This window comes from Streptomyces sp. NPDC017993 (assembly GCF_044328065.1).
Lineage (GTDB): Bacteria > Actinomycetota > Actinomycetes > Streptomycetales > Streptomycetaceae > Streptomyces.
In genome coordinates, this window is sequence record NZ_JBIRGO010000016.1 from 186919 (window position 1) to 194017 (window position 7099).

A 7099-nucleotide genomic window follows, 5' to 3' on the forward strand; every position below is an offset into this window, starting at 1 on the left:
CCCCCGATCATCCCTCACCGGGACGGCGGCATAGCATTCTTCAATGACCAGTACCGACGGCCTTCGCCTCCTCCCGTTCCGCGGACTGCGCTACGCCCCGGACCGTGTCAGCAGCCTCACCGCCGTCACCTCGCCGCCGTACGACGTGGTGGTCCGGCCCGACGGTGTGCGCCACTTGGAGACCGCCGATCCGTACAACATCGTCCGGCTGATCCTCCCGCACGCCGCGGACCCCGCCACCCGGCACCGACAGGCCGCCGACACCCTGACCCGCTGGCGCGCGGAAGGCGTCCTGACGCAGGACGACCGGCCAGCGCTGTACGTCTACGAGCAGCGCAGCGGCGAAGTCCTGCAGCGCGGGCTGATCGGCGCCCTGCGCCTGGACGGTCCGGTGCTCCCGCACGAGGGCGTGATCCCCGAGGTGGTCGAGGACCGCGCCGCCCTGATGCGCGCGGCGGCCGCCAACTTCGAACCGCTGCTGCTCTCCTACCGCGGCCAGGGCATCGCGACGGGCGCCACCGCCGTCATCGAGCGCACCGTGCTGGGCGACCCGCTGCTGTCAACGACCACGGAGGACGGCTTCGCACACCGCCTGTGGGCCGTCACCGACCCCGCCGACCTCGCGGCAGTCAACGACGACCTCTCCCACCGGCAGGCCCTGATCGCCGACGGACATCACCGCTGGGCGACCTACCAGCGGCTGTACGAGCAGCTGCCCGACGCCACCTCCTCCTCGCCCTGGGCCTCCGGCCTGGTGCTGCTGGTCGACACGGCCCGCTATCCGCTCCAGGTCCGCGCGATTCACCGCGTCCTGCCGCATCTGCCGCCCGCCAAGGCGCTGGCCGGCCTGTCCGGCGCCTTCCGCGTACGCGCGCTCTCGGGCGGACTGTCCACCGCCCTGGAGACCTTGGAGCGGACGCCGGGCAACGCGTTCGTCCTGACGGGCGGGCCGGACACCTTCCATCTGTTGGACCGGCCGGATCCGGAGCTGCTGGACCGCACGATCCGCAAGGACCGGCCGGATACCTGGCGGCAGTTGGATGCGACGGTGCTGCACGCCACTCTCCTCGACAGCGTCTGGCACATCCCCGATCGCCCGTCGGACATCAGCTACCTCCATCACACCGAGGCCGCCGTCGAGCAGGCCGCCCGGCACGGCGGCACTGCCGTCCTGATGCGTGCCACCTCGGAGGAAGCGGTCCGTCAACTCGCCCTGCAGGGCGTGACGATGCCGCGCAAGTCGACCTCCTTCGGGCCCAAGCCCGCCACCGGGCTGGTCCTGCGGACCCTGGAGGACGACCGCCCCTGAATCCTCCGCAGGCTGCCGACCGGCACCGGCGGAGGGCCCCTTCCACAACCCGCAGGCGTAGTTAGGTTAGGCTTACCTCACTACGTCATCGGGTGGGTCTCCCTGCCCCTGCGCGCCCTCAGCGCTGCGCAGGACGTGGCCAAGTCCGCATCAGGGAGGACAAGCTCATGAGTCCCCTCGCGCACCCCGCCGAGGACCCGTCGACCACCGGCAGCCCCGGGGCGACCCACCGCGTCACCCCCACCGCCCACGCCCCGGGTGGACAACCGGGCGACGGCGCCGCCACCGAACCGGCCGGCAGCAGGACCTACCTGCTCAACAACGGCACGGCCAGGAGCTACCGCAGCGCGGTCACCGAGGGCGTCGAGCGGGTGAGCGCCACCATCGCCGCCACCGAGCGGCCGTTCACCGGCATCTCCGTCGACGCCCTCACCCCGACGGTCGCGGACATCGACCTCGAAACACCGCTGCACGACCCGGCCGCGGCCCTCGACGAACTCGAAGAGGTCTACCTCCGCGACGCCGTCTACTTCCACCACCCCCGCTACCTCGCGCACCTCAACTGCCCCGTGGTGATCCCCGCCCTCGTCGGCGAAGCGGTGCTCTCCGCCGTCAACTCCTCGCTGGACACCTGGGACCAGAGCGCCGGCGGCACCCTCATCGAGCGGCGCCTGATCGACTGGACGGCCCGCCGCATAGGTCTTGGCGAACAGGCCGACGGCATCTTCACCAGTGGCGGCACCCAGTCCAACCTGCAGGCGATGCTGCTCGCCCGGGACGAGGCATGCCGCCGCGAGCTGACCCGCGCCGACGCGCCCTCCGCCGCCCGGCGCTCCGACGTCCTGCCGCGGCTGCGCATCCTCACCTCCGAGTGCAGCCACTTCAGCATCCAGAAAGCCGCCACCCTCCTCGGCATGGGCGCGGAGTCCGTCATCTCCGTCCCCAGCGACGACAACCGTCGGATGCGCACCACCGACCTGGCCGCCGAGCTGGAGCGCTGCCGCCGCGACGGCCTCCTCCCCATGGCCGTCGTCGCCACCGCCGGCACCACCGACTTCGGCAGCATCGACCCGCTCGGCGAGATCGCCGACCTGTGCGACCGGTACGGCACCTGGATGCACGTCGACGCCGCCTACGGCTGCGGTCTGCTGGTCTCCCGACGCCGCGACATGCTCGCCGGCATCGAACGTGCCGACTCGGTCACCGTCGACTACCACAAGTCCTTCTTCCAGCCGGTCAGTTCCAGCGCCGTGCTGGTCCGCGACCACACCACGCTGCGCCACGTCACGTACCACGCGGACTACCTCAACCCGCGTCGGATGGCCGAGCGGCGCATCCCCAACCAGGTCGACAAGTCGATCCAGACCACCCGCCGCTTCGACGCCCTCAAACTGTGGCTGACGCTGCGCACCATGGGCGCCGGCGCCATCGGCGAACTCTTCGACGAGGTCATCGACCGGGCCGCGGACGCCTGGAAACTCCTCCATGACGACCCCCGGTTCGAGGTCGTCGTCGAGCCGCAGCTGAGCACCCTGGTCTTCCGCTACGTCCCCAGCGCCGACCACGACCCGCACCTCAGCGACCGGGTCAACCTGCACGCCCGGGAGGCGCTGTTCGCCTCCGGTGACGCCATCGTCGCGGGCACCGTCGTCGACGGCCGGCACCACCTCAAGTTCACCCTGCTCAACCCGGAGACCACGCTGGAGGACATCGCCACCGTCCTCGACCTGATCGCCGAGCACGCCGGCACGTATCTGGCCGAGCAGCACGAGCCCGCCCTCAGCGCGCGCTGACCGCCCGACAGCCGACCACCCCCAACGGAGATCCCGTGTCCGCTCCTTATGACTTCGTGGCCATCGGCCTCGGCCCCTTCAACCTCGGCCTGGCCTGCCTGACCGAACCCATCGACGGGCTCGACGGCCTGTTCCTGGACAACAAGGCGTCCTTCGACTGGCACCCCGGCATGATGCTCGACAGCAGCACCCTCCAGGTGCCCTTCATGGCCGACCTCGTCACCCTCGCCGACCCCACCTCCCCCTTCTCCTTCTTGAACTACCTCAAGGAATCGGGGCGGCTGTACTCCTTCTACATCCGCGAGAGCTTCTATCCGCTGCGCGCCGAGTTCAACGACTACTGCCGCTGGGCCGCCGGCAAACTGGACAGCATCCGCTTCGCCCACCAGGTCACCACCGTCACCTACGACGAGAGCGACGAGCTGTACGTCGTGCACGCCGAGCACGTGCCCACCGGCGAACGGAAGACCTACCGCGCCCGCAAGATCGTCCTCGGCACCGGCACCCCACCGCACATCCCGGAGGCATGCCAGGGCCTCGGCGGCGACCTGCTGCACAACGCCGACTACCTGGACGCCAAGGCCACCCTGCAGGCCAAGGACAGCATCACCATCGTCGGCAGCGGCCAGAGCGCGGCCGAGGTCTACCACGACCTGCTCCAGGACATCGACAGCCACGGCTACCACCTGACCTGGGCGACCCGCTCCCCCCGCTTCTTCCCCCTCGAATACACCAAGCTCACGCTGGAGATGACCTCACCGGAGTACGTGGACTACTTCCACGCCCTCCCCGCGGCCACCCGCGACCGTCTCAATGCCTCGCACAAAAACCTCTACAAGGGCATCGACTCCGAGCTGATCAACGGCATCTTCGACCTGCTCTACCAGAAGAACCTCAACGGCCCCTGCTCCACCCGCCTGCTCACCAACACGGCGCTGAACACCGCCCGTTACGACGAGACCAGCGGCACCTACACCCTCGGGCTGCGCCAGGAGGAACAAGGCCAGGACTTCTCCCTCGACACCCAGGGCCTGGTCCTCGCCACCGGCTACCGCTACCGCACCCCGGACTTCCTCGCCCCGGTCCACGACCGCATCGCCTGGGACGACACCGGCCGCTACGACGTCGCACGCAACTACAGCATCGACACCACAGGCCACGGCATCTACGTGCAGAACGCCGAGCTGCACACCCACGGCTTCGTCACCCCCGACCTCGGCATGGCCGCGTACCGCAACTCCTGCATCGTCCGCGAACTGCTCGGCCGTGAGTACTACCCGGTCGAGAAGTCCATCGCCTTCCAGGAGTTCGCCGCTCCGTCCGTCATGGACCTCACCACCCCGGCCGACCCGCGGCACACCCTGGAGGTCTCCGCATGAGCGCGCTGTTCACCCGTACCGACGCGGAGCTCGGCGAGTTCTCGCTGCGCCCGGTCGACCCGCCGGCCGACGCCGCACTGCTGCACCGCTGGGTCACCCACCCCAAAGCCGTCTTCTGGCTGATGCAGGACTGCGACCTCCCGGCCGTCGAGAAGGAGTTCACGCGGATAGCCGCCGACCCCTTCCACGACGCCTACCTCGGCCTGCACAACGGCACCCCGGCCTTCCTCGCGGAGCGCTACGACCCCGCACACCGCGAACTGGTCGGCATCCACGCCGCCCAGCCGGGCGACGTCGGCATGCACTTCCTGTCGGCCCCCACCGACACCCCCGTGCACGGCTTCACCCTCGCCGTGATCACCACCGTGATGGAGATGCTCTTCGACGACCCGGCCACCTGCCGCATCGTCGTCGAACCCGACGCCCGCAACACCGCGGTGCACGCCCTCAACAAGGCCGTCGGTTTCGAGGTCCAACGCACCGTCTCCCTCCCCTCCAAAGACGCCTACCTCAGCACCTGCACCCGCGACCAGTTCCTGGCCGCCCGAGGAGAGAACTGATGCGCCCCACCTCCGACGCAGCCCCGCACCTGCCCGCCCTGGACGCCGTCGCGCACCTCACCCCCGACCTCTGGGCCCGCGCCAACCGGCTCCTCGTCCGCAAGGCGCTCGCCGAGTTCGCCCACGAACGGCTGCTCTCCCCCACCCGCCTGCCCGCGGACGGCCGCTACGCCGTACGCAACGACGACGGCACCGTCGAATACCGCTTCAGAGCCCGCCGCCTGACGCTCGACCACTGGCAGGTCGACGCCGACAGCATCACCCGCCACCGCGACAGCAGCGAACTCCCCCTGGACGCGCTCGACTTCTTCATCGAATTCCGAGGAACCCTGGGCCTCGGCGAGGAGATCCTCCCGGTCTACCTGGAAGAGATCAGCTCCACCCTTTCCGGCACCGCCTACAAACTCGCCGCCGCCCCGGCGAGCGCCGCCGAACTCACGAAGTCCGGCTTCCAGGCCATCGAGACCGGCATGACCGAGGGCCACCCCTGCTTCGTCGCCAACAACGGCCGTCTCGGCTTCGGCGTCCACGAGTACCACGCGTACGCCCCCGAGGCCGCCGCCCCCATCCAGCTGATCTGGCTCGCCGCCCACCGCGACCACTCCACCTTCACCGCCGGCGCGGACCTCGACTACGACACGCTCGTCCACGACGAACTGGGCGAAGGCACCCTCGACCGCTTCGCCGGCACCCTCGGCGCCCTCGGCCTGGACCTCGCCGACTACCACCTCATCCCCGCCCATCCCTGGCAGTGGTGGAACAAGCTCTCGGTCACCTTCGCCGCCGAGGTCGCCCAGCAGCGCCTGGTGTTCCTGGGCTCCGGCGACGACGACTACCTGGCCCAGCAGTCCATCCGCACCTTCTTCAACACCACCGGCCCCGACAAGCACTACGTCAAAACGGCCCTCTCGGTCCTCAACATGGGCTTCATGCGCGGCCTGTCCGCCTCCTACATGGAAGCCACCCCGGCCATCAACGACTGGCTGGCCCGCCTCATCGACGGCGACGAGACCTTCCAGGCCGCCCGCTTCTCGATCATCCGCGAGCGCGCCGCCATCGGCTACCACCACCGCCAGTACGAGGCCGCCACCGCCAAGGGCTCCCCGTACCTCAAAATGCTCGCCGCCCTCTGGCGCGAGAGCCCCGTCTCCACCGTCGAACCGGGACAGCGGCTGGCCACGATGGCGTCCCTCCTGCACGTCGACAGGGACGGCGGCTCCTTCGCCGGCGCCCTGATCGAGGAGTCCGGCCTGGAGCCCGCGGTCTGGCTCCGCCGCTACCTGGACGCGTACCTCACCCCCGTCCTGCACGCCTTCTACGCCTACGACCTGGTCTTCATGCCGCACGGCGAGAACGCCATCCTGGTCATCGAGGACGGCGCCGTAGCCCGCGTGATCTTCAAGGACATCGCCGAAGAGATCGCCGTCATGGACCCCGACGCGGTGCTGCCCCCCACCGTCGAGCGCATCCGCGCCGACGTTCCCGAGGACAAGAAGCTCCTGTCCGTCTTCACCGACGTCTTCGACTGCTTCTTCCGCTTCCTCAACGGCACACTGGCCGACCTCGGCATCCTCGACGAGGACACCTTCTGGCGCACGGTCGCCGACTGCGTCACGGACTACCAGACGTCCATGCCGCACCTGGCCGACAAGTTCGCCCAATACGACATGTTCGCCGAGGAGTTCTCCCTCTCCTGCCTCAACCGTCTCCAGCTGCGCAACAACCAGCAGATGGTCGACCTCCAGGACCCGGCAGGCGCCCTCCAGCTCATCGGCACCCTCCGCAACCCCATCGCCCCCTACGCCCCCACCACCTGACCCCCACAACGACGAAGGGCGGGATCCCGGTGGGGATCCCGCCCTTCGTCATCTCACCGCGTCCTGCGCGGCATCACGCACACCGGAGACTCAGCCCTTCTCGGGCCGCTCGTCCGCACCGTCAGCGTCAACGTCCTCGCCGTCGGCCTCTGCCTCTGCCTCTGCCTCTGCCTCTGCCTCTGCCTCTGCCTCTGCCTCTGCCTCTGCCTCTGCCTCTGCCTCTGCCTCTGCCTCTGCCTCT

General features: G+C 69.6%; 5 protein-coding genes. All 5 read left to right on the forward strand.

Annotated features, from left to right (window positions below; translation table 11 throughout):
• The first annotated feature begins 43 nt into the window (after window positions 1-43).
• The 5 genes from ACH4FH_RS27685 (at window position 44) to ACH4FH_RS27705 (ending at window position 6858) form a co-directional block, all read left to right on the forward strand.
• Window positions 44-1309 carry a DUF1015 family protein gene (locus ACH4FH_RS27685; protein WP_398558626.1) on the forward strand — a complete coding sequence of 422 codons (1266 nt, stop codon included), beginning with the start codon at window positions 44-46 and terminating at the stop codon, window positions 1307-1309.
• 167 nt (window positions 1310-1476) lie between these two features.
• Window positions 1477-3102, forward strand: a complete 1626-nt coding sequence (locus ACH4FH_RS27690) for a pyridoxal phosphate-dependent decarboxylase family protein (RefSeq protein ID WP_398558627.1) — start codon at window positions 1477-1479, stop codon at window positions 3100-3102.
• 35 nt (window positions 3103-3137) lie between these two features.
• Window positions 3138-4481 (forward strand): lysine N(6)-hydroxylase/L-ornithine N(5)-oxygenase family protein, encoded by a 1344-nt coding sequence (locus ACH4FH_RS27695; protein WP_398558628.1) that lies wholly within the window; start codon window positions 3138-3140, stop codon window positions 4479-4481.
• Complete coding sequence (locus tag ACH4FH_RS27700; protein WP_398558629.1) at window positions 4478-5041, forward strand: GNAT family N-acetyltransferase; 564 nt, start codon at window positions 4478-4480, stop codon at window positions 5039-5041. The genes ACH4FH_RS27695 and ACH4FH_RS27700 overlap by 4 nt, the downstream gene beginning before the upstream one ends.
• Complete coding sequence (locus tag ACH4FH_RS27705; protein WP_398558630.1) at window positions 5041-6858, forward strand: IucA/IucC family protein; 1818 nt, start codon at window positions 5041-5043, stop codon at window positions 6856-6858. The genes ACH4FH_RS27700 and ACH4FH_RS27705 overlap by 1 nt, the downstream gene beginning before the upstream one ends.
• The last annotated feature ends 241 nt before the right edge of the window (window positions 6859-7099 follow it).